Source organism: Alcanivorax sp. 1008, from assembly GCF_020667895.1.
Lineage (GTDB): Bacteria > Pseudomonadota > Gammaproteobacteria > Pseudomonadales > Alcanivoracaceae > PGZG01.
This window is the reverse complement of record NZ_JAFMPS010000002.1, coordinates 314,565-333,001: the sequence shown is the minus strand read 5'-3', so window position 1 is coordinate 333,001 and position 18,437 is coordinate 314,565. Positions and strand designations below refer to the sequence as shown.

Sequence of the window (18,437 nt, the reverse complement as noted above, 5' to 3'; positions counted from 1 at the left end):
ATCAGTTCACTCCCATCACAGACTGAATATAGGCCTGACTGTCCAGTAACTGCGATGCAGTATGTTCGGCCAGCCTATACACAGGCTCGGCAGCGACGCCGATAAGTACGGTCATAGTAGAAAGCGCTACGATGGTGATCACCATCAGGCTGGTGCCGCCTCGCTGTTGTGCTGGTGCCGCAGCACCTTCGGGCAGCGCCTTCCAGAATACTTCGGCCCAGATCTTGGTCATTGAGTAAAGCGTTAATAAACCCACCAGTAACGCCACGCCTACCAACCACCATTGCTGAGCTTCGACACCGGCCTTGATAACAATAAACTTTCCGAAGAAACCAGATAGTGGCGGCAGGCCGGCTAGCGACAGAGCCGGAATCAAAAACAGCACGCCGATCATCGGGTGGCTGCGCCAGACACCACCGAGTTGTTTCAGGTCGTAGCTACCCTGAAGTCGATACACTAGCCCGCTAATCAAAAACAGATTCGATTTAACAATGATGTGGTGAATGATGTAGAACACGCCGCCTATAATTGCCAGTGGTGTATACAAAGCAAGCCCCATCAGCATATAGCCAATCTGACTGATGATATGGAAAGAGAGAATGCGGCGGAATTCGAACTGTGCCGCCGCACCCAGAACTCCCACCAGCATGGTGGCGCCGGCCATGCCCAGCAGTAGATCGCGGGTTAGCGAATCGCCAAGCGGGAAGATCAGGGTGAATACGCGGAACAGAGCATAGACGCCCACTTTAGTCAGCAGGCCGGCAAACAGGGAAGACACCGCCACTCGAGGCGTGTGATAGGAGGCCGGCAGCCAGAAGAATAGAGGGAAGGCACCTGCCTTAATACCGAATGCCATCAGGAAAAGCATGGCGATCACCTGGACCATGGGGTTGTCCTGATGATCCGCAAGTTTAACCGCCAGATCCGCCATATTGAGCGTGCCCGTCAGGCCGTATAGCAGACCGATCGCTGACAGGAATATGGCGGAGGAAACCAGGTTCAAGGTGACATATTTAATCGCTCCTTCCATTTGTGCGCGTTCGCCACCAAGAATCAGTAGCGCAAAAGAAGCTACCAGCATGACTTCAAACCAGACGTACAGATTAAAAATATCGCCAGTTAAGAAAGCACCGTTAACGCCCGCCAGCAGGAGATGCATAAGCGGGTAATAGCCGTAATGTTCATGGGTCTTGCTAATCGTGGCGAGCGAATATACTGCGGTGGCCAGCCCGGTGATGCCGGTGAGCAGTACCATGATGCTGCTGAGCAAATCCGCTACCAGCACGATGCCGAAGGGTGCCGGCCAGTTGCCGGCATACATTACCTGAATGCCATCCGCATACACCGACAGTAGCAACCAGACAGATGCAATCATCAGCGCGCCGGTGCCAAGCACGCTAATGCCACGCTGCAATTGCCGCGAGCGCCACAGCACCAGAGAGAGCGCTCCGGAAATCAGCGGAATCAGAATGGGAAGAGTGGTTTGCAGGGCAACCGCACTGTTCATGTATCGGTGTCCTTCATCTGGTCCATATCGTCGGCCTTGACCACTTCATAGGCCCGGTGGATCAGCACCACGGCAAAAGCCAGCACGCCAAAACCAATCACGATGGCGGTCAGGATCAGGGCTTGCGCCAGCGGGTCGGCGACCACGCCATTCAATACCATGTCAGCCCCCTCCGGTATTAGTGGTGGCGCATAACGGGTCAGACCGCTGCTGGTAAAAATGAGCAGGTTGGCGGCGTTGGACAATAGCACCAGACCGATCACCAATTTGACGATGGAGCGGCGCAGAATCAGGTAGATCGCTGTGGCGTAAAGAACGCCAACTGCGGTGGCTAGCAAGGTGCTCATGCGTCCTCCGCTTCGGCCAGTGATAACAGAATGTTCAGTACGGTTCCGATCACTACCAGATAGACACCGATATCAAACATCAGTGGCGTGCCGATCTTCAGCATGCCGAACATGGGTACGCTCAGCTCGGTCCAGAGTGCACTGAGAAACGGCAAGCCGCTGAACATGGCGATAACGCCCGATGCAATTGCAATGGTAAGCCCCCAGCCGAGCAGGTCTCGCGGATCCAGCCAGATCAAGCGTCGCGCCGATTGCACATCAGTGAAAAAAAGATGCAGTGCGATAGCGGCGGATGCCACCAGCCCGCCAATAAAGCCGCCGCCCGGTTCGTTATGACCGCGCAGCAACAGGAACAGAGAAAACATGATTAGCAGTGGCAACAGGAAGTGGCCAGTGACACGCAGGATCAGGGAGTCAGGTTGGTTGGGCATATTCATCTAGACTTGTCCTCCGCGCGTAACCGGATCATGGCCAATACACCTGTGGCGGCCAGCGCCAGCACAAAAATTTCGCCAAGCGTATCCAGTGCCCGGAAGTCCACCAGAATCACATTGACAATATTGCGGCCATAACCTCCCGGCACGCTTTGCGCCACGTGCCAGTGAGAAATGCTGTCATACAGACGGGCGTCGGCAGCAAAAAGCAACAGACAGGTCATGGTGATGCCAACCGCGCTGGCCACCATTGCATCGCGCAGTCGCAGTGCTGTTGATGTTAGACGCAGGAATCCGGGCAAACGAAACAGCACAAGTACCAACAAGATTACCGTCAGTGTTTCCACCAGTACCTGAGTGATGCCGAGATCCGGCGCACTGAACATCACATATAGAAGGGCCACGGTGAAACCCACAGCGCCCAGGGAGGCAACGGCGCCAAGGCGTGATTCTGATCGTGCTGCTGCCAGGGCTGCGGCCACTAGCACGAATACCAGGGCATATTCGTGCAGCTGAATGCCCTGCAGATTGATGCCCATGGATAGCGCAGGCCAATGTATCAGCATTACAGTCCACACCAGCGCCATAAATGTGAGCAGAATAATCAGCAGGTAGTAGCGCAAGTAGCCGCTCTGAAAGAAGCGTGTTTGCCAGGCAGATATTTTTACCAGCCAGGAGATGGATGCATCGTAACCGCGCTCCGGGCCTGCTTTGGCCAAGGTGTCAGTAAAGCGCGTGTAATGGCGAAATTTATCGCGCCAAAAGTACAGGCACAGGCCCAGCGCAAGAGTGAGCGCGCTTAGTCCCAGAGCAACATTGATGCCGTGCCAAAGGGCAAGATTGGGCGTCACGCTACTGCCCGCCACAGCACTAACCGCTGCGCCCAGTAGTCGCTCATCTACCAGCGGCGCAAACAGGCCAAACAGCAGGCCAAGTGTTGCCAGTACAATCGGGCCCGCTAACAGGGCAGGGGGGGCTTCATGTGGCGTCTTTTTTGTTGCCGCGTTTTTGCCATACCACGGCAGGATGCCAATCAGTGCTGCCACGGCGACCGTCATTGCGGTGCCAGCAATGACCAGCATTGTTATCCAGAAGGCGGCGCTGGACAGTACCGACTCGAACAATAGCTCTTTGGCAACAAAACCGAACATTGGCAGTACGCCCGCCAGCGACAGGGCCGCCACACTGGCGGTCACGGCAGTTATTGGCATGGCACGAAACAGTCCGCCGGTGTCGCGCAAATCCTTACTACCGGTACCGTGATCAATGATCCCGGCGATCATAAACAGCGCACCCTTATACAGGGAGTGTGCCAGCAGGAAGGCCATGGCGGCGCTAAGCGCAATATCGGTACCCAGACCAATCAACATGGTCAGGGTGCCCAGTGCCATCACCGTGGAATAGGCCAGTACCTTTTTGATGCCTGTACTGCGCAGTGCCAGCCAGATGCCGATAAACAGGGTGATGGCGCCAACACCGCCGAGTACCGTGAGCCACAGTTGGGTGCCGCCGAGGGCTGGATTCAGTCGCGCCAGTAGATAGATACCTGCTTTGACCATGGTGGCGGAATGCAAATAGGCAGACACCGGGGTGGGCGCCGCCATGGCATTGGGTAGCCAGAAATGAAACGGAAACTGGGCTGATTTGGTGAAGGCGCCGAGCAGGATCAGGGCCAGTATGGGTGCGTACCAGGCGTGCTCACGAATTACATCGCCCTGACTGAGCAGTGCGGACAATTCATAGCTACCGCCTACCATTGCCAGCATGATCAGTCCTGTCATCAGGGCAAGGCCACCACCCACGGTGACGAACAACCCCTGTAGGGCGGAGCGCCGCGCCGCCGCATCCTCATGATTAAAACCGATCAATAAGTAGGAGGTGATGCTGGTCAGCTCCCAGAACACAAACAGGGAGATCAGGTTATCGGACAGCACTAAACCGAGCATGGAGGCCATAAAGGCGAGCAGGATGGCGTAGAAGCGGCCAAGATCCTGATGTTGTTCCAGATAGCGGCCGGCATAGGCAACAATAAACACGCCAATACCACTGATCAGCAGGGCGAACAGCAGCGACAGGCCATCGACCATAAACGACAGCTGGATACCAAGTGACGGAATCCAGTCATGGCGGATCAGCACGGGACCATCATTGACGCCACTCAACATGGAGGCGAAATAGATAAACAGTGTGGCCGGCCATACGGCAAGGGCCCAGCCGCTATGGCGGCCGAACAATTGATGTAGCCAGGGAGCCAGTGCGGCAACCCCGAAGCCGCCCAGCAGGGCATACAACATGGACAAACCCCTCGTCAGAACTCTGGAGCCATCATGCAAGTTTTACCGGTGTATCACACGAGGCAGGCAAAGACTGTTTACACCAGCGCAGCGTACTGGGACTCATTAACGGTGATCAGGTTCCCGGCCCATGGCATACTTGCGCCGCCTTTTCACGCTGACCTGTCCGGGGTGAACGCCGAGTGAGCGTTTTATTTGCCATTGTCCTGCTGCCGCTGATAGCCGCCTTGCTGCCGCGGCTTGTACAGTCCATGGGTCGCTCCACGGTGGCCATTGTGACGGCATTGCCGGTGCTGTTGGCATTGCTGCTGTTGCTCGGCACTGCACCCTCTGTATTGGTTGATGGCGAATTGTTGCAGGCCGCAGTGCCGTGGTTACCGCAGGCCGGTCTGATGCTGGCATTTCGTCTTGATGGTCTGGCCTGGCTGTTTGCCCTGCTGATTCTGGGCATTGGCCTGCTGGTGATTGTTTATGGCCATTACTATCTGGAAAAGAGCGACTCCGGCGGTCGCTTCTTTTCCCTGCTGCTGTTGTTTATGGCCGCCATGCTCGGGGTGGTCTGTTCGGATAACCTTCTGTTACTGGTGGTGTTCTGGGAGCTGACCAGTATCAGCTCGTTCCTGCTGATTGGTTACTGGTCGGGTCAGGCAGCGGCCCGTAAGGGCGCCCGGATGGCCCTGACCCTGACTGGAGCCGGTGGGCTGGCCTTGCTGGCCGGGGTAATCCTGATTGGCCAGACAGTGGGTAGCTACGATCTGGGTACCGTGCTGGCCAGCGGCGACCTGATCCGCTCGCACGCCCTGTACCCGTTGATGTTGGTTCTGGTGCTGCTGGGCGTATTTACCAAGTCGGCCCAGTTTCCGTTTCATTTCTGGCTGCCCCATGCCATGTCGGCACCCACCCCGGTATCCGCCTATCTGCACTCCGCCACCATGGTCAAGGCTGGGGTTTTTCTGTTGGCCCGTTTCTATCCGGCGCTGGCGGGGACTGATTTGTGGTTTGTGCTGGTTAGCTCCATCGGCCTGGTCACCCTGCTGCTGGGTGCCTGGATGGCGCTGTTCCGGCATGACCTGAAGGGCTTGCTGGCTTACTCCACTATCAGTCATCTGGGTCTGATTACCTTGCTGTTCGGTTTAAGCACCCGGCTGGCGGCAGTGGCGGCAGTGTTTCATGTCATCAACCATGCCACCTTCAAGGCCTCGCTATTTATGGCGGCTGGCATTATTGATCATGAAACGGGCACCCGGGATATCCGCAAGCTGGGCGGCCTGCGCCGTTACCTGCCTCACACCATGGCACTGGCCACCGTGGCGTCCATGGCCATGGCCGGGGTGCCGCTGCTGAATGGCTTTCTAAGCAAGGAGATGTTTTTTGCCGAGGCGGCGGATACACCTCTGTATGGCAGTCTTAACTGGCTGGTGCCGACGCTGGCCACCATCGCTGGCATGCTGTCGGTGGCCTATTCTCTGCGCTTTGTCCATGACGTGTTCTTTGGTCCAGTGCCAGCTGCGCTGGTGGCCCATGCACCCCATGAGCCGAGGCGCTTGATGCGCGTGCCGGTGGAGGTTCTGGTATTGCTGTGTCTGGCGGTAGGCGTGTTCCCGGCTGTGGTGGTCGGGCCGCTTTTGGCTGCGGCGGCTACGGCGACGCTAGGGGGAGAGCTGCCTGAATATAGTCTGGCAATCTGGCATGGCCTTAATGTGCCGTTCCTGATGAGCCTGCTGGCCCTGACTGGCGGCGTCGCCATATATGTCTGGCGCGCCCCCCTATTTGCATTGCAGCGGCGCTGGCCGCGGCCCCATGCGCCGGCCATCTTCGAGCAGGCGGTTCAAGCGTTGGTGGCGGTCGCCGGGCGCTTTGTCCGGTTTATCGACAACGGCGCTTTGCAGCGTTATGTGTCCTGGCTGATGCTGCCCGTGGCCTTGATCATGCTTGCCGCCATGGCCAGCAGACCTGACTGGCTGGGTGAGCATGCACTTACTCCGGTGGACGGTTTGTCGATTCTGGCAACCATTGTTGCGGTGCTGGCGGCGCTGGCCACCGTGGTGCTACGCCGGCAAAGGCTGGTTGCGTTGCTGATGATCAGTGTGGTCGGTCTGATCGTATCGTTGGCCTTCCTGCGTCTGTCAGCACCGGACCTTGCTTTGACCCAGTTATCGGTGGAGGTGGTCACCGTACTGCTGCTGATGCTGGCCATGTATTTCCTGCCTAGCCGGGGAGTCATTGAGTCCACCTGGTGGGACCGCAGCCGCGATCTGTTTCTGTCACTTTCCATAGGCGTTGGTGTGGGCCTGTTGGCTCTGTTCGCCATGACCCACCCGGGTGCCACGATATCTACGTTCTTCATCGACAACAGCATTCCCGGTGGCGGCGGGGCCAACGTGGTTAACGTCATTTTGGTGGATTTCCGAGGCTTCGACACGCTGGGAGAAATCACAGTGCTGGCGATTGCCGCTGCGGGTATTTATGCGCTGCTGGAAAATCTGGGCCTGTGCCTGCCGATCTATGATCCGGAAGGGCGTCCCTGGGCCAAGGATCGCTCGCCGCTGGTGTTGCAGATGATCTCCCGGGCGGTGCTGCCGATTGCTTTGCTGGTGGCCATGTACATTCTGGTGCGTGGCCATAATATGCCCGGCGGCGGGTTTATCGCCGGCCTGATTACTGCTGTCGCTCTGGTGCTGCAGTATGTGGCCAGTGGTGTTCATTGGGTGCATGCCCGGGTGCCACATAACTACCACCCGTTGGTGGCCTTCGGGGTGTTGCTGGCGGGGCTGACCGGGCTGGCCAGCTTGCTGTTGGGCTACCCGTTCCTGACCTCCACATTCGAGTATATCTATTGGCCAATCGTCGGTAAGTTCGAGCTGGCCAGTGCCATGCTGTTTGATCTGGGGGTCTACATCACCGTAGTGGGGGCCACCCTGCTGATTCTGGCGCGACTGGGCAAACTTAGTGTGGTCGAGCAGGAGGAGGGCAACTGATGGAAATCCTGCTGGCAATCATGATTGCTGTTCTGACCAGCTGTGGAATTTATTTGATTCTGCGGCTGCGTACCTTTCCGGTGGTGGTGGGGCTTACCTTGCTGAGTTACGCCGTGAACCTGTTCCTGTTCGCCATGGGCCGGCTGACTCTGAATGCTCCGGCGGTGATTGGTGCTACGGATCAATACACGGACCCGCTTCCCCAGGCGCTGGTGTTGACCGCCATTGTTATTGGCTTTGCCATGACGGCTTTTCTGATGGCGCTGGCGCTGCGGGCCTGGGGCGAGTTTGGTAACGATCACGTCGACGGCACAGCGATCCCCGGCAGTGATGGAGATGACCGTCGATGATAAGTCATCTGATTATGGCGCCGGTGCTGCTGCCGCTGTTTGCCGGCCTGCTGATTCTGCTGGAGGTTCGCCAGCGGCTTTGGCTGCGGCGGGCTACCGGGCTTATTGCTACGGCGCTGTTGTTACCCATCGCATTTTTGCTTTGGCAGCAGGCAGCAGCCGGTGACATAACGGTTTACCGTTTGGGTAACTGGCAGCCGCCATTTGGCATCGTGCTGGTGCTCGACCAGTTGTCAGCCATGATGCTGCTGATCACCGCGTTGTTGGCGTTGCCGGTGTACTTGCACGCCTGCCGTGGCGACGATCAGCCGGGGGCCAATTTTCATAGCCTGTTCCAGTTCCAGCTGCTGGGCATTAATGGCGCTTTCCTGACCGGCGACCTGTTTAATCTGTTCGTCTTTTTCGAGGTGCTGCTGATCGCCTCCTATGCGCTGCTGATGCACGGTCAGGGACCGCAACGTGCCAAGGCCGGGCTGCATTATGTGATTCTTAATCTGGCTGGATCGAGTCTGTTTCTGTTTGGTCTTGGGCTGTTATATGCCGCGACCGGCACCCTGAATATGGCGGATGTGGGCCGAGTGATCTGCGCAGGTGAGCTGGTCTCACCGCTGCTCCTGCAGGTTAGCGGCGCGCTGCTACTGGTGGTGTTTGCCCTGAAAGCAGCGCTATTGCCGCTGAGTTTCTGGTTGCCTGGCGCCTACTCAGCAGCCAGTGCCCCTGTGGCGGCATTGTTCGCGATTATGACCAAGGTGGGTTTGTACGCGATCTGGCGTATGTGGCCGCTGCTCTATGGTCTGCAGGACAGTCCATTGCATGGCATGGTATCGCCTTGGCTCTGGGGGCTTGCTCTGGCCACTATCGCCTTCGCTGCGCTCGGAGTGCTGTCGGCACAACGCCTTGCTGTGTTGGCCTCCTGGCTGGTGCTTGTGTCCGTGGGAACGTTAATGGCGGCGTTAACTGCTTCGACTCCGGCGGCCTGGGCGGCCGGGTTCTATTACATGATTCATTCCACCTTTGCTGCTGCGGCACTGTTCCTGCTGGTCGGTCTGATCAGCGCCCATCGCGGTGTGCTGGCGGATCAGATTGAGGAAGGCTCCGGCCTATCGCCCTTGCTCGGGCTGCTGTTTGTGGTGCTGGCGGTGATGCTGGTGGGCTTGCCGCCACTGTCCGGTTTTATCGGCAAGTTGGTGTTACTGCAGGCCGTGCCTGAGGCGGCGTTCTGGATCGTTTTGTTGCTGGCCAGCCTGTTGCTGTTGATTGCCTTTAGCCGAGCGGGTTCCACCGTTTTCTGGCGCCATCAGGCGGGGGGCAAGCCGGCCACCCTGCCGTTGGCCGCTGCTGCCCCGCTAACTTTTCTGTTGCTGCTGTGTGTGGCGATGGTGGTGCTGGCCGCGCCAATGATGAATGTCGCTGCCAGTACCGCAGAGCAGCTGGCTAACGCTCAGGGCTATATAGATGCTGTGCTCGGCGCCGCAGAGGTGATGCCATGAAGCGCTGGTTGCCCAGTCCGATGCTGAGCTTGATGCTGTGGGGTTTATGGCTATTGCTTGCCAATGACTTTTCACCCGGCCAGATGGTGCTTGGTGTGTTCTTCGCCTGGCTGATACCGGTTATCACCGAGCCCTTTTGGTTGCGTCGTCCACGTATTGTTAAGCCCGGCAAACTGGTCATGTTCGTGCTCATGGTGCATCGCGATATTCTGGTGGCCAATATGGCCGTGGCCAAGCTGATTCTGAGCTCCCCCAGCCAGCTGCGACCCGCGTTTGTTGAGGTGCCTCTGGATACGGATAACGAATTTGTCATCACGGTACTGGCCAGTGTGGTGTCGCTGACCCCAGGCACCGTGTCAGCGGATATCAGCGCCGATCGCCGCACGCTGCTGGTGCACGGACTGGATGTGGAAGATTCGGCAGCACTTGTGGCTTCGATCAAGCAGCGCTATGAGGCGCCCTTGAAGGAGATTTTTGGATGTTGAGCTTCGCCTTGAACGCGGCCTTTGTGATGGTTGGCATCGCCATGCTACTGGGTAGTTGGCGAGTGCTGGTTGGGCCAAGTTTGACTGACCGGGTATTGGCGCTGGACACCCTGTATATCAACAGCATCGCTTTGATTGTGCTGTTTGGTATTTACCTGGGCACCAGTATGTATTTCGAGGCAGCGCTGTTGATCGCGCTGATTGGCTTTGTCAGCACCGTGGCGGTGGCTAAATACCTGCTGCGTGGCGATATCATCGAATAGGAGCGGTCATGTCTGTCTGGGTAGAGGGGTTGGTGGCGGCACTGATATTGATCGGCGCGGGGTTTACCCTGGTGGGTTCCATCGGTCTGGTGCGTTTGCAGGATGTTTATACCCGTTTGCACGGGCCCACCAAGGCCACGACCCTGGGTGTGGGCGGTATTATCCTCGCGTCGCTGGTGTTTTTTACCGCCCAGACCGGCGTGCTTAGCGTCCACGAAGTGCTGATTACGCTGTTCCTGTTTATTACCGCACCGGTGTCTGCCCACCTGCTGGCCAAGACCGCCATGCACCGGCAGGAAAAAAAAGTGCAATCCACTCGTGGCGAGCCATGGCAGCAGTGAACTTTTTCAAAACAGCCCGGTCGTAGCTGGTGACTGCAGGCTGGTAACCCCCGATCCCCCGATCCCGCTGGTCTGCAGTCTCTTGGAACGGCGTCGGTCTTCCCCCAAAGGCCGTCGCAGCAAGCACCCTCGGCAGCCCATCCCCCCCGATTGCTGCCGGGGGTTTTTTTATGCTTCCGAAGTGATGGCGGGGGCAGGTAGATCGAGCCATTCACCAATCTTGTTCCACGCCTCCTCACAGCCCAGACCGTTGGTGGAGGAGAACAGCTGCAGTGTCAGCGGTGCGCGGTGGCCGGTTAGCTGTTTGGCGGTCTTCAGCAGAGTGTTCTTGGCCACGCCGTAGCTAAGCTTGTCGGCTTTGGTGAGCAACAGGTGCAGCGGCATATTCGCCTGGGCTGCCCACTGGATGATCATCTGGTCGAAATCCTTCAGTGGGTGCCGCACATCCATCAATAGAATCAGTCCCTTGAGGCATTCACGGCCGGAAAGATAGCCATCAATCTCCTTTTGCCAGGCGTCACGGGTGCTGCGATCTACCTTGGCGTAGCCATAGCCAGGCAAATCGACGATGCGCCGCCCTTCATCCACGGCAAAAAAGTTGAGCAGTTGGGTGCGCCCCGGTGTCTTTGAGGTCCGAGCCAGGCTCTTTTGCCCGCACAAACGGTTAATGGCGCTGGACTTTCCGGCGTTGGAGCGGCCGGCAAAAGCTATCTCCAGACCCTCGTCAGGGGGGCACTGGGCCAGCTTCTGGGCGCTCTTGTCGAACCGGATCTGGCGTAGTATCTGCTCGACCGGGTGCATTTTGGCGGGTGCGGACACGGGAAATCCTTGCGTTGATTACGGGTATGCCAGCCGCTGGGGCTGGTATATAATCCCCGCCGGCCTGCGTCCCGGCTTTCTACCGAAAGCCAAGACTATACGCAAACTCCTTTTGCCCGACACCGCCTGATGGTGTCCCCGGAGACCTACCATGCGCAAATTGATGCTTACCCTAATGCTTTCCGGCCTCGCCATGACGGCATCTGCCAGTGTTGAGGACAACTACAAGGCCAGCTGCACCTTCTGCCACTCCACCGGCGCCGCTGGTGCCCCGAAAACTGGTGACAAGGCCGCCTGGGCGCCGCGTCTGGAAAAAGGAATGGACGCCCTGCTGCAGAGCTCCAAGTCTGGTATTGGTGCCATGCCGCCGAAGGGCATGTGCAATAGCTGCACGGACGAAGATTTCAAAGCCCTGATCGAATACATGTCGAAGTAAGGATTGATGATGAACAAGCTTAAATTTGCAGTAGTAGTGTTCGCTGCCGCTCTGGCAGCACCGGCCATGGCAGCGGGTGACGCTGCAGCCGGTGAGAAAAAAGCCGCTGTTTGCGCGGCTTGTCATGGTCAGGACGGCAACAGTGCCGGCGGTGATTTTCCGTCGCTGGCCGGTCAGGGCGAAAAGTACCTGACCAAGCAGTTGATGGACTACAAGAGTGGCGCTCGTCAGAACCCCATCATGCAGGGTCAGGCTGCGGGCCTGTCGGAGCAGGATATGGCTGATCTGGCAGCGTTCTATGCCAGCAAAACCATCAAGGGTGGTAGCGCCAAGGCAGAGTTGGTTGAGCAGGGCGAGAGGTTGTTCCGCGGAGGCAATGCTGAAACTGGCGTGGCGGCCTGTGCCGGCTGCCATGGCCCGGCAGGTCAGGGTGTTGAGGCGGCTGGCTTTCCGGCGCTGGCCGGCCAGCATGCCAGCTACACTGAAGCGCAATTGCGCGCCTTCCGTGCTTCTGGTCGCAAGGACATTGGTGCGCCGGTGTACCGTCATAACGACACTGACGGTGAAGGTCTGGGCATGATGCAAGCCGTGAGCGCAAAGATGTCTGACGCAGAAATTCGTGCGGTAGCCAGTTATATCTCTGGCTTGAGCCAGTAAAGCTGTGTTGTAGTAACAAAAAAGGCAGCCAGAGGCTGCCTTTTTTGTTTTATTTCGGTAAAAAAGAGAGAAATCGGTCCCACTGGCGGGATATTTTCAAGGCAGGCCCTGTCCGATCAGACTTGGGCCGTTATGCCCGGTGCTTTTATCAGGAGAATGCAATGCGTCGTCATATGTTAACTTTACTGGCCGCCTTTGGCCTCGCCGTCTCGGTCAGTGCCTGCGCTGAGACAGACCATGCCAGTTTCGCTGTGGATACGCACTACCGCGTTCTGGAAAAGCCTGTGGCAGTGGATGATCCATCCAAGATCGAAGTTCGCGAATTCTTCTTTTATGGCTGCCCGCACTGTTATGACACCGAGGCTCTGGTAGAGCAGTGGCTGGTTGGCAAGCCTGATGACGTTAACTTTGTGCGCAGCCCGGTGCTGTTTATTAATGGTGCCGAGCCTTTGGCGCGAGCTTTCTACGTTGCCCAGAGCAAAGGTATTTTTGATCAGATACACAAGCCGATCTTTGATGCCATTCACAAGCATCGCGAGCCGCTTTTCACGGTTCCGGCACTGACCAACTTCTTCCGTAAGTACGGTGTCGAGCCCAAGGAGTTTAACGAGCTTTATGCATCTTTTGGCGTGTCTACCCGGATTCGTCAGGCTGATGCGGTATCCCGTGAGTCGAAAATCACCGGTGTGCCCGCGTTTACTGTTAACGGTAAGTACGTGGTCCTGCGCCAAAACCTGAAAACCCATGATGAGCTTTTCGGGGTGATAGAGTTTTTGGTGGAAAAAGAGCGTAAAGCGCGTGGTGGCTGATAGCAGCTTATGCTGATTGATCGGGCCCGTCTTGCCTATGCAGAATGGAAAACCCGCCCAGCGGGTTTTTCGTTTGTTCGCGAGGGCATGAAGCGTCAGCGCAGACCGAGCGTGGTGACGCTACCTGATGAGAGTCTCAAGCTACTAAGTTTTAACGTTCAGGCTGGAATTGGCACCCAGGCCTTTGGTGACTACATCACTGGCAGTTGGAAGCACTTTGTTGCCCACCCGCGTAGTGTGGAAAATATTGAGCGTATCGCGGAAATTGTTCAGAGCTATGATGTAGTCGCTCTGCAGGAAGTAGATGGCGGTAGTTTAAGATCGCGCAATCTTAACCAACTGGTGCATATGGCAACCAAAGCGGACTTTCCGTTTTGGCATCAGCAGCTGAACAGAAACCTTGGCCGCCTTGGTCAGTTCAGTAACGGTCTGCTCAGTCGTTTTGTCCCCTATCATATTGAAGATCATCGCCTGCCCGGGTTGCCAGGCCGCGGTGCTATTATTGCTCGTTACGGTCATCCGGATAATCCGCTGATTATGGTTGGCGTGCATCTGGCTCTGGGTGAAAAGTATCGCAACGCCCAGCTGGCCTATCTGTCGCGACTGCTCAAGAAATACCAGCATGTGATCATAATGGGGGACTTTAATTGTTTGCCCGAGCAGCTGGAGCGTTCGCCTCTGGCTGAGCTGGATCTGGTTATGCCAGATGATCCTTTGATGACCTATCCCAGCTGGGCGCCGGATCGGCATATTGATCATATTCTGTTATCGCCGTCATTGACTGTGGCGAACCGGGAAGTGTTAACCGATTGTCGATTATCGGATCATCTGCCGGTGGCCACCGAAATCCTGTTGCCTGCAGACATGCTTGAGGCTGCCCGCCATGCTCCCCGTGCACTGCCGCGCCATGACTGACCCACAGGAATGACTATGAGTGATTCTGCCGCAGAGCATTACATGACAGGTCTAGGCCTTGCCCAGTATGTCTATGGAGCGGAGAGGCTTGGCTTGCCGGCAAAGGAAATTTTGCTCGCCTGCGGCCTTGATCCGGTTTTGTCCGTGCAGCCGGCGCAGCGCATTCCGCAGCGCCAATATGAAAGTTTTCTGCTCCAGCTTGCCTTGCAAAGTGGTGACGAGCAGCTTGGTTTTCATATTGGCCATCAGGTGATGCCAGCAATCTATGGTGCCCTGCCGGCGTTGGGATTTAGTGCCGCCAATGGTCGGGAGGCGATTGTTATGGGGCTGCGCTATCAGGCGCTGGCGGCAGGGAATGTGGAAGGGTTTGAGGCTAGCGAAAAAGACGACGGCATGCTGTTTACCTGGACTATGGTGCATCAGAACCCGGTTATGCGTCGTCATGTAATCGACAATGTATTCGCACTATTGGCGCATATGTGGCGATTTATCAGTGGCGGCAATAACCTCGGTGCGCGCCTTGTAACGCTGGAGTACCCGGCGCCTTCCGCGGAAGTGCGTAAGGCCATGGAAGAACTGTATGGCTGCCCGGTGCGTTTTTCCGCCTCTTCCAACCAGATTGATATGGGGCCACTGCTTCTTGATGCGTCACTGAATATTCATGACCCGGAACAGTTGCGCGTGGCGGAGGAGCTGGCCCGGAAACAGCTGGCGGAGCAGCAACAAAGTCAGACCTGGTTGGCGCAAGTTAAACGTCAGGTGCGCGACCTTATGGTGGTACGTTCGCCGCGTCGTGAGACCGTCGCCGAGCGCTTGAATATATCTGTGCGGACGCTTGATCGTCGACTGGCGGAAGTGGATCTGACCTGGCAGAAACTGCTGGATAGCATGCGCGCACAGCTGGCCCGTGAATATCTGGCCGATCCTGAGATGAATGTGCAGGCCATTGCGACGCGCTTGGGCTTTGCCGATGTGCGAGCTTTCCAGCGCCGCTTTCGGGTCTGGACAGGCACCACCCCTTCGGACTACCGCAGCCGGCTCGCTTGAGACAACATCGCTCATATGGCTACTCAGGTTTTTGTTTACGGTACGTTGATGCGAGGAGAGCGAAACCATCACTGGATGCGTGGTGCAAAATTTATTGGCGGTGCTGTCACGGCTCCGCGATTCTCACTGTGGTCGTTAGGTGCTTATCCGGTGATTTGTCCAAGTGGGCGGACACAGGTTCTTGGTGAAGTATTTCGTCTCACCGATGCGCATCTGCGCCGTCTGGATATTCTGGAGGAGTATCCGCGCTTCTACCATCGCCGTCGCGAGCCAACCCGTTTTGGTCCCGCGTGGATCTATTACCAGAGCAACCCTCCACCACAGTCCCGGTTTTTGCCGGGGGGTAACTGGCGTCGCCGAACCCTGCGGCCTCTGTCACGAAATGGCTTTGCCGGTGTGGAAGCGGTACAGGGGCGCCAGCGCGATCTGTGCTAATCAGTAACGCGTCTCGGCCATGCCGGCAAACTGCTTTGCCAGATAGGTAGCATAGTTGTCCGTCATGCCAGAGAGAAAGTCCACCGCCCGCATAATGCATTGATAGATGCGTTGCTGCTCATCAAGCGCATTCAGTTCAGGTGGAAAGCTGTGGCGACCGATCAGATCGATGATGCGTTGGTGCCGATAGTTCGATTCGTCATGGCGTGCATGGGACACCGCGGCTTCGATCAGGCCGTTAAGTAGTGTGCCGATCACTTCAAAGGCGCCAATCTCCAGTTCTATCTTTCGCGGGTGTTCAAACACTTTCGTTTTGGCCAGTTGCTTGGCGTTTTCAACCACATCGCGCACCGCTGGTTCGCAATGAGAAATCAGGTCGCCTTGCAAAGTGCCGGCGAGAAGTTTGTCGTGATTGGCCATAAAGGCTTCTATGCCAGCTTCGATAAAACGTTCGATAATTTTGCCGCGTAGTAGTGCAGCCTTGCGGCCGACACGCATATCGGATTGCAACAGCGCGCGCACTTCATCGCTATCCGGGAATGCGGGTGCAAGCAGTGCATGTACCTCATCCCAGTGCAGCAGGTCCATTTCCAGCCCATCTTCCAGGTCGATAATGGCGTAGCAAAAATCGTCTGCGGCCTCCACCAGATAGGCCAGCGGGTGGCGCACATAGTGCATCGGCCCCAGCTTTATCAGTCCAGTGGCCTGACAGGTCTCCTCAAAGGCGGCGCTGTCCGCGACAAATGCGCTGTATTTTCCCGGGCGTGGGCAGTCGCTGTCGTCACAGGTGGAAGACAGCCACGGATATTTCAAGAACGTGGCCAGCGTCGCATAGGTGAGCCGCATGCCATCGTCATACTGGTGATATTCCGACTTGGTCAGAATGCGGAAACCCTCGGCGTTGCCCTCGAATAGCGAGAGATCGTTGCGTTGGCACGGCTCAACCAGGTCCAGCCATTGGCTGCCCTGATGTCGAAACCAGGCACGGATTGCTCGCTCGCCGGTGTGACCAAAGGGCGGGTTGCCAATATCGTGTGCCAGACAGGCGGACTGGACAATATCGCCCAGGTCCGCGGCGTCAACCTGTGGCGGCAGAAGCCCCTGTTTAGCTAACCGCTGACCCACCTGAATGCCAAGCGTTCTGCCCACACAGGACACCTCCAGAGAGTGGGTAAGCCGGTTGTGGACATGATCATTGGTAGCCAGTGGATGCACCTGGGTTTTTCTTGCCAGCCGCCGGAACGCGCCGGAGAAAATGATCTTATCGTGGTCGCGCAGAAAGGCAGTGCGACCGGACTCATCTTTCGAGCTTCGCTGACCTAATCGACGTTTGTTGAGAAGCGTTGCCCAATCCATCTTTTCTCCGCACTCAAGAAGCTGCAAGTCGTTTGCCGGAAAGATAGCCAAGCGTCACTGCGCCGAGCCACAAAGTCACTGACAGCATTAGCCAGCCGACACCATATAGCCATTGCTGTTGCTGAAACATCATCACCATTTCCAGGCTGAACACAGAAAAGGTAGTGAAGCCTCCGCAGATGCCCGCCGTAACAAAAAGATGCATGCCGCCACGGGTCCAGAAATGGGTTGCGGGCAGGGCGCTATAAAAGCCGATCAGCAGGGAGCCGATAACATTGGCGACTAAAGTGGGCCAGGGCAAATCAGCACCGGCCAGAGCCAGCCCGAGCAAGTAGCGACTGCCACCCCCCAGCGCACCGCCGACTGCGACCAACAAGTACAGGCGCCAGAGTGGAGTGCCGGACGGGCTACTCATGACAGCGTGGTCGCCAAAGTCAGTCCAAGCGCTGCAGCAATCAGACACAGGGCCAACGAAGCCAGCACATTGATGGCCGCACGCCCCCACTGATTGGCCTGCCAAAGGGCCAGGGTCTGTAAGCTGAATGAGGATACCGTGGTGTAGCTGCCAAGCATGCCAACTACCAGTAGCGCCCAGCCGGAAGTATGTTGTGGGGTTAACCAGTCCACCATGCCACCGGCTAGCAGTCCGATGGCCAGCGCTCCGCTAGCGTTAACCACCAATGTGCCCCAGGGAAAGCTGGATGGCAGCAAACGCTGCACCTGATTAACCAGCCACAGTCGCGTCATGGCGCCCAGAGCGCTGCCGGTCATTACCCAGAGCAAGGTCATTGCAGGCAGTTACCCATGACAATCCGATTCCGTAACTTGATATTCATCAGAGCCGAACCATACTGCACAACCCGGCCTCGCTCCAGTCACCGATTGAGTTCCTCGTCGGTGCAGGTGATGATGCAGTGCTAACGGCCCAGGTAACAGGAGATGCCCATGACTACCGTATTCGATTTCACCGCCCAGGATATTGCGGGTAAGGATGTTGACCTTTCCCAGTACAGGGGCAAGGTGCTGCTGATTGTTAACACCGCCAGCAAGTGCGGTTTCACCCCGCAGTACAAGGGTCTGCAGGCGGTTTTCGAGAAGTATCGGGAGCGTGGCTTCGAAGTGCTGGGTTTTCCCTGCAACCAGTTCGGCCACCAGGAGCCGGGCGATGAGGCGCAGATCAGCGAGTTCTGTGAACTCAATTTTGGTGTCGACTTCCCCCTGTTTGGCAAGATCGATGTGAATGGCGACGATGCTCATCCGCTCTACCGCCACCTGAAGGACGAGGCGCCAGGACTACTTGGTAGCAAAGCTGTGAAGTGGAATTTCACCAAGTTTCTGGTGAACCGCGACGGTCAGGTGGTGAAGCGTTATGCGCCTACTGATAAGCCTGAGGCTTTGGCAAAGGACATCGAAAAGTTGCTGTGAAGAAAAAGGCAGGCATCCACGGATGCCTGCCGAAGCAAAACCTGAGCAA

The 18,437-nt window shown here is 57.0% G+C and carries 21 protein-coding genes; 13 read left to right on the top strand and 8 right to left on the bottom strand.

The annotated features are described in order from the left end of the window. Position 1: 1 nt before the first annotated feature. The 4 genes from J1C54_RS04400 to J1C54_RS04385 are packed head-to-tail and all read right to left on the bottom strand — an operon-like array spanning position 2 to position 4,582. Positions 2-1,507, bottom strand: a complete 1,506-nt coding sequence (locus tag J1C54_RS04400) for a Na+/H+ antiporter subunit D (RefSeq protein ID WP_229144807.1) — start codon at positions 1,505-1,507, stop codon at positions 2-4. Beyond that, positions 1,504-1,854 carry a Na+/H+ antiporter subunit C gene (locus J1C54_RS04395; protein ID WP_229144805.1) on the bottom strand — a complete coding sequence of 117 codons (351 nt, stop codon included), beginning with the start codon at positions 1,852-1,854 and terminating at the stop codon, positions 1,504-1,506. The genes J1C54_RS04400 and J1C54_RS04395 overlap by 4 nt, the downstream gene beginning before the upstream one ends. Continuing rightward, on the bottom strand, positions 1,851-2,291 hold the full coding sequence (locus J1C54_RS04390) for a Na+/H+ antiporter subunit B (RefSeq protein ID WP_229144804.1): 441 nt from the start codon (positions 2,289-2,291) through the stop codon (positions 1,851-1,853). The genes J1C54_RS04395 and J1C54_RS04390 overlap by 4 nt, the downstream gene beginning before the upstream one ends. Beyond that, positions 2,288-4,582 carry a putative monovalent cation/H+ antiporter subunit A gene (locus J1C54_RS04385; protein WP_229144802.1) on the bottom strand — a complete coding sequence of 765 codons (2,295 nt, stop codon included), beginning with the start codon at positions 4,580-4,582 and terminating at the stop codon, positions 2,288-2,290. The genes J1C54_RS04390 and J1C54_RS04385 overlap by 4 nt, the downstream gene beginning before the upstream one ends. A 182-nt stretch (positions 4,583-4,764) precedes the next feature. Here J1C54_RS04385 and J1C54_RS04380 point away from each other — a divergent pair, with 182 nt between their 5' ends. The 6 genes from J1C54_RS04380 to J1C54_RS04355 are packed head-to-tail and all read left to right on the top strand — an operon-like array spanning position 4,765 to position 10,489. Next, positions 4,765-7,560 (top strand): monovalent cation/H+ antiporter subunit A, encoded by a 2,796-nt coding sequence (locus J1C54_RS04380; RefSeq protein WP_229144800.1) that lies wholly within the window; start codon positions 4,765-4,767, stop codon positions 7,558-7,560. Further along, positions 7,560-7,910, top strand: coding sequence for a Na+/H+ antiporter subunit C (locus tag J1C54_RS04375; protein WP_229144799.1), 351 nt, complete (start codon positions 7,560-7,562; stop codon positions 7,908-7,910). The genes J1C54_RS04380 and J1C54_RS04375 overlap by 1 nt, the downstream gene beginning before the upstream one ends. Continuing rightward, complete coding sequence (locus tag J1C54_RS04370) at positions 7,907-9,400, top strand: monovalent cation/H+ antiporter subunit D (protein ID WP_229144797.1); 1,494 nt, start codon at positions 7,907-7,909, stop codon at positions 9,398-9,400. The genes J1C54_RS04375 and J1C54_RS04370 overlap by 4 nt, the downstream gene beginning before the upstream one ends. Then, complete coding sequence (locus J1C54_RS04365) at positions 9,397-9,885, top strand: Na+/H+ antiporter subunit E (RefSeq protein ID WP_229144795.1); 489 nt, start codon at positions 9,397-9,399, stop codon at positions 9,883-9,885. The genes J1C54_RS04370 and J1C54_RS04365 overlap by 4 nt, the downstream gene beginning before the upstream one ends. After that, complete coding sequence (locus J1C54_RS04360; RefSeq protein WP_229144794.1) at positions 9,879-10,148, top strand: K+/H+ antiporter subunit F; 270 nt, start codon at positions 9,879-9,881, stop codon at positions 10,146-10,148. Before J1C54_RS04365 ends, J1C54_RS04360 begins: the two co-directional genes overlap by 7 nt. Positions 10,149-10,156: 8 nt before the next feature. Next, the gene (locus J1C54_RS04355; protein ID WP_229144792.1) at positions 10,157-10,489 is read left to right on the top strand and encodes a Na+/H+ antiporter subunit G; all 333 of its coding nucleotides are present in this window, start codon (positions 10,157-10,159) and stop codon (positions 10,487-10,489) included. 168 nt (positions 10,490-10,657) lie between these two features. On the opposite strand, the gene yihA is transcribed toward J1C54_RS04355, so the two are convergent. Then, entirely contained in the window at positions 10,658-11,290 is a 633-nt protein-coding gene (yihA, locus tag J1C54_RS04350) for a ribosome biogenesis GTP-binding protein YihA/YsxC (protein WP_229145527.1), read from the bottom strand. 169 nt (positions 11,291-11,459) lie between these two features. Here yihA and J1C54_RS04345 point away from each other — a divergent pair, with 169 nt between their 5' ends. The 6 genes from J1C54_RS04345 (at position 11,460) to J1C54_RS04320 (ending at position 15,607) form a co-directional block, all read left to right on the top strand. Continuing rightward, entirely contained in the window at positions 11,460-11,744 is a 285-nt protein-coding gene (locus tag J1C54_RS04345; RefSeq protein ID WP_229144790.1) for a cytochrome c5 family protein, read from the top strand. A 9-nt stretch (positions 11,745-11,753) separates the two neighbouring features. Beyond that, a complete protein-coding gene (locus J1C54_RS04340; RefSeq protein WP_229144789.1) occupies positions 11,754-12,401 on the top strand; it encodes a cytochrome c in 648 nt (215 codons plus the stop codon). A gap of 161 nt (positions 12,402-12,562) precedes the next feature. Continuing rightward, complete coding sequence (locus tag J1C54_RS04335; RefSeq protein ID WP_229144788.1) at positions 12,563-13,210, top strand: thiol:disulfide interchange protein DsbA/DsbL; 648 nt, start codon at positions 12,563-12,565, stop codon at positions 13,208-13,210. Between the two features lie 9 nt (positions 13,211-13,219). Beyond that, positions 13,220-14,125 (top strand): endonuclease/exonuclease/phosphatase family protein, encoded by a 906-nt coding sequence (locus J1C54_RS04330; protein ID WP_229144787.1) that lies wholly within the window; start codon positions 13,220-13,222, stop codon positions 14,123-14,125. A 15-nt stretch (positions 14,126-14,140) separates the two neighbouring features. Next, positions 14,141-15,172, top strand: coding sequence for an AraC family transcriptional regulator (locus J1C54_RS04325; RefSeq protein WP_229144786.1), 1,032 nt, complete (start codon positions 14,141-14,143; stop codon positions 15,170-15,172). 15 nt (positions 15,173-15,187) lie between these two features. Beyond that, positions 15,188-15,607 carry a gamma-glutamylcyclotransferase gene (locus tag J1C54_RS04320; protein ID WP_229144785.1) on the top strand — a complete coding sequence of 140 codons (420 nt, stop codon included), beginning with the start codon at positions 15,188-15,190 and terminating at the stop codon, positions 15,605-15,607. On the opposite strand, the gene J1C54_RS04315 is transcribed toward J1C54_RS04320, so the two are convergent. From J1C54_RS04315 to crcB, 3 genes are read right to left on the bottom strand one after another with little or no spacing between them, the layout of a single operon-like run. After that, positions 15,608-16,963: a deoxyguanosinetriphosphate triphosphohydrolase gene (locus J1C54_RS04315; RefSeq protein WP_229144784.1), complete on the bottom strand. Its 1,356-nt coding sequence runs from the start codon at positions 16,961-16,963 to the stop codon at positions 15,608-15,610. It abuts the gene before it with no gap. A 13-nt stretch (positions 16,964-16,976) separates the two neighbouring features. Next, positions 16,977-17,378, bottom strand: coding sequence for a CrcB family protein (locus tag J1C54_RS04310; protein ID WP_229144783.1), 402 nt, complete (start codon positions 17,376-17,378; stop codon positions 16,977-16,979). After that, a complete protein-coding gene (crcB, locus tag J1C54_RS04305) occupies positions 17,375-17,752 on the bottom strand; it encodes a fluoride efflux transporter CrcB (protein ID WP_229144782.1) in 378 nt (125 codons plus the stop codon). The genes J1C54_RS04310 and crcB overlap by 4 nt, the downstream gene beginning before the upstream one ends. 156 nt (positions 17,753-17,908) lie before the next feature. Here crcB and J1C54_RS04300 point away from each other — a divergent pair, with 156 nt between their 5' ends. Continuing rightward, complete coding sequence (locus J1C54_RS04300; RefSeq protein ID WP_229144780.1) at positions 17,909-18,388, top strand: glutathione peroxidase; 480 nt, start codon at positions 17,909-17,911, stop codon at positions 18,386-18,388. The last annotated feature ends 49 nt before the right edge of the window (positions 18,389-18,437 follow it).

What these genes read in the sequence shown, in the direction of transcription:
- J1C54_RS04385 (WP_229144802.1), bottom strand. Translation starts at nt 4,582, where the DNA reads ATGTTGTATGCCCTGCTGGGCGGCTTCGGGGTTGCCGCACTGGCTCCC.
- crcB (WP_229144782.1), bottom strand. Translation starts at nt 17,752, where the DNA reads ATGACCTTGCTCTGGGTAATGACCGGCAGCGCTCTGGGCGCCATGACG.
- J1C54_RS04320 (WP_229144785.1), top strand. Translation starts at nt 15,188, where the DNA reads ATGGCTACTCAGGTTTTTGTTTACGGTACGTTGATGCGAGGAGAGCGA.
- J1C54_RS04325 (WP_229144786.1), top strand. Translation starts at nt 14,141, where the DNA reads ATGAGTGATTCTGCCGCAGAGCATTACATGACAGGTCTAGGCCTTGCC.
- J1C54_RS04340 (WP_229144789.1), top strand. Translation starts at nt 11,754, where the DNA reads ATGAACAAGCTTAAATTTGCAGTAGTAGTGTTCGCTGCCGCTCTGGCA.
- J1C54_RS04400 (WP_229144807.1), bottom strand. Translation starts at nt 1,507, where the DNA reads ATGAACAGTGCGGTTGCCCTGCAAACCACTCTTCCCATTCTGATTCCG.
- J1C54_RS04355 (WP_229144792.1), top strand. Translation starts at nt 10,157, where the DNA reads ATGTCTGTCTGGGTAGAGGGGTTGGTGGCGGCACTGATATTGATCGGC.
- J1C54_RS04315 (WP_229144784.1), bottom strand. Translation starts at nt 16,963, where the DNA reads ATGGATTGGGCAACGCTTCTCAACAAACGTCGATTAGGTCAGCGAAGC.
- J1C54_RS04390 (WP_229144804.1), bottom strand. Translation starts at nt 2,291, where the DNA reads ATGAATATGCCCAACCAACCTGACTCCCTGATCCTGCGTGTCACTGGC.
- yihA (WP_229145527.1), bottom strand. Translation starts at nt 11,290, where the DNA reads ATGCACCCGGTCGAGCAGATACTACGCCAGATCCGGTTCGACAAGAGC.
- J1C54_RS04395 (WP_229144805.1), bottom strand. Translation starts at nt 1,854, where the DNA reads ATGAGCACCTTGCTAGCCACCGCAGTTGGCGTTCTTTACGCCACAGCG.
- J1C54_RS04370 (WP_229144797.1), top strand. Translation starts at nt 7,907, where the DNA reads ATGATAAGTCATCTGATTATGGCGCCGGTGCTGCTGCCGCTGTTTGCC.
- J1C54_RS04310 (WP_229144783.1), bottom strand. Translation starts at nt 17,378, where the DNA reads ATGAGTAGCCCGTCCGGCACTCCACTCTGGCGCCTGTACTTGTTGGTC.
- J1C54_RS04375 (WP_229144799.1), top strand. Translation starts at nt 7,560, where the DNA reads ATGGAAATCCTGCTGGCAATCATGATTGCTGTTCTGACCAGCTGTGGA.
- J1C54_RS04345 (WP_229144790.1), top strand. Translation starts at nt 11,460, where the DNA reads ATGCGCAAATTGATGCTTACCCTAATGCTTTCCGGCCTCGCCATGACG.
- J1C54_RS04335 (WP_229144788.1), top strand. Translation starts at nt 12,563, where the DNA reads ATGCGTCGTCATATGTTAACTTTACTGGCCGCCTTTGGCCTCGCCGTC.
- J1C54_RS04360 (WP_229144794.1), top strand. Translation starts at nt 9,879, where the DNA reads ATGTTGAGCTTCGCCTTGAACGCGGCCTTTGTGATGGTTGGCATCGCC.
- J1C54_RS04300 (WP_229144780.1), top strand. Translation starts at nt 17,909, where the DNA reads ATGACTACCGTATTCGATTTCACCGCCCAGGATATTGCGGGTAAGGAT.
- J1C54_RS04330 (WP_229144787.1), top strand. Translation starts at nt 13,220, where the DNA reads ATGCTGATTGATCGGGCCCGTCTTGCCTATGCAGAATGGAAAACCCGC.
- J1C54_RS04365 (WP_229144795.1), top strand. Translation starts at nt 9,397, where the DNA reads ATGAAGCGCTGGTTGCCCAGTCCGATGCTGAGCTTGATGCTGTGGGGT.